At 58.0% G+C, this 517-nt stretch carries 1 tRNA gene (only partly in view); it reads right to left on the bottom strand.

Features of this window, described 5'->3' with window-relative positions:
* Nucleotides 1-494: 494 nt before the first annotated feature.
* Nucleotides 495-517, bottom strand: a tRNA-Ser gene (locus B2747_RS19040) (it continues 40 nt past the right edge of the window).

Raw genomic sequence — 517 nt, 5'->3', positions numbered from 1 at the left:
GGGGGGGGGGGGGGATTTCCGCAAGACTGCTTTTTTGCGAGCGCCGCAGTGTCGCTTCTCTTTGCTCTCATCACCGGGTGGTGCTGACAGAACTCGACGAAAGGATCAATCTGTGCTTGCGCAACGCGTAGCCTTGCCCGTTTAGCGGGCTCGACAGTTGCCCGACGCCTTCTCGATGCTTGAGATACATCAGCGACAGCAAAGGTCTTTGGGGGACCTTAGGTTTCAGAAGAACCCACTGCCGCCTGATCACCACCCGTTGCGAAAGATTTGTTCACTGCTGCCGCCACGCATGAATGCTCACGCGGATCCGCCAACCGGATCAAGCCCGGCCTGCGGCCGTGGCAAGCGGAGCGCCGCTGCTCCGCCCGGGATCATTGCGACGTGCTGCACTCGCAGACAACGCCACATTTGTGATTTTTTTTGCGTTGCAAAGAACACTGCGCGAACGGTAATGCACTCCTCGCTAGAACATATGATCTCCAAGCGTTCAGTGCCCCCGAGAGGATTCGAACCT

Source organism: Gemmatimonas sp. UBA7669 (assembly GCF_002483225.1).
Taxonomy (GTDB): domain Bacteria; phylum Gemmatimonadota; class Gemmatimonadetes; order Gemmatimonadales; family Gemmatimonadaceae; genus Gemmatimonas.
Note: the sequence above shows the minus strand (reverse complement) of the source record. Positions and strands in the feature narration are given on the sequence as shown.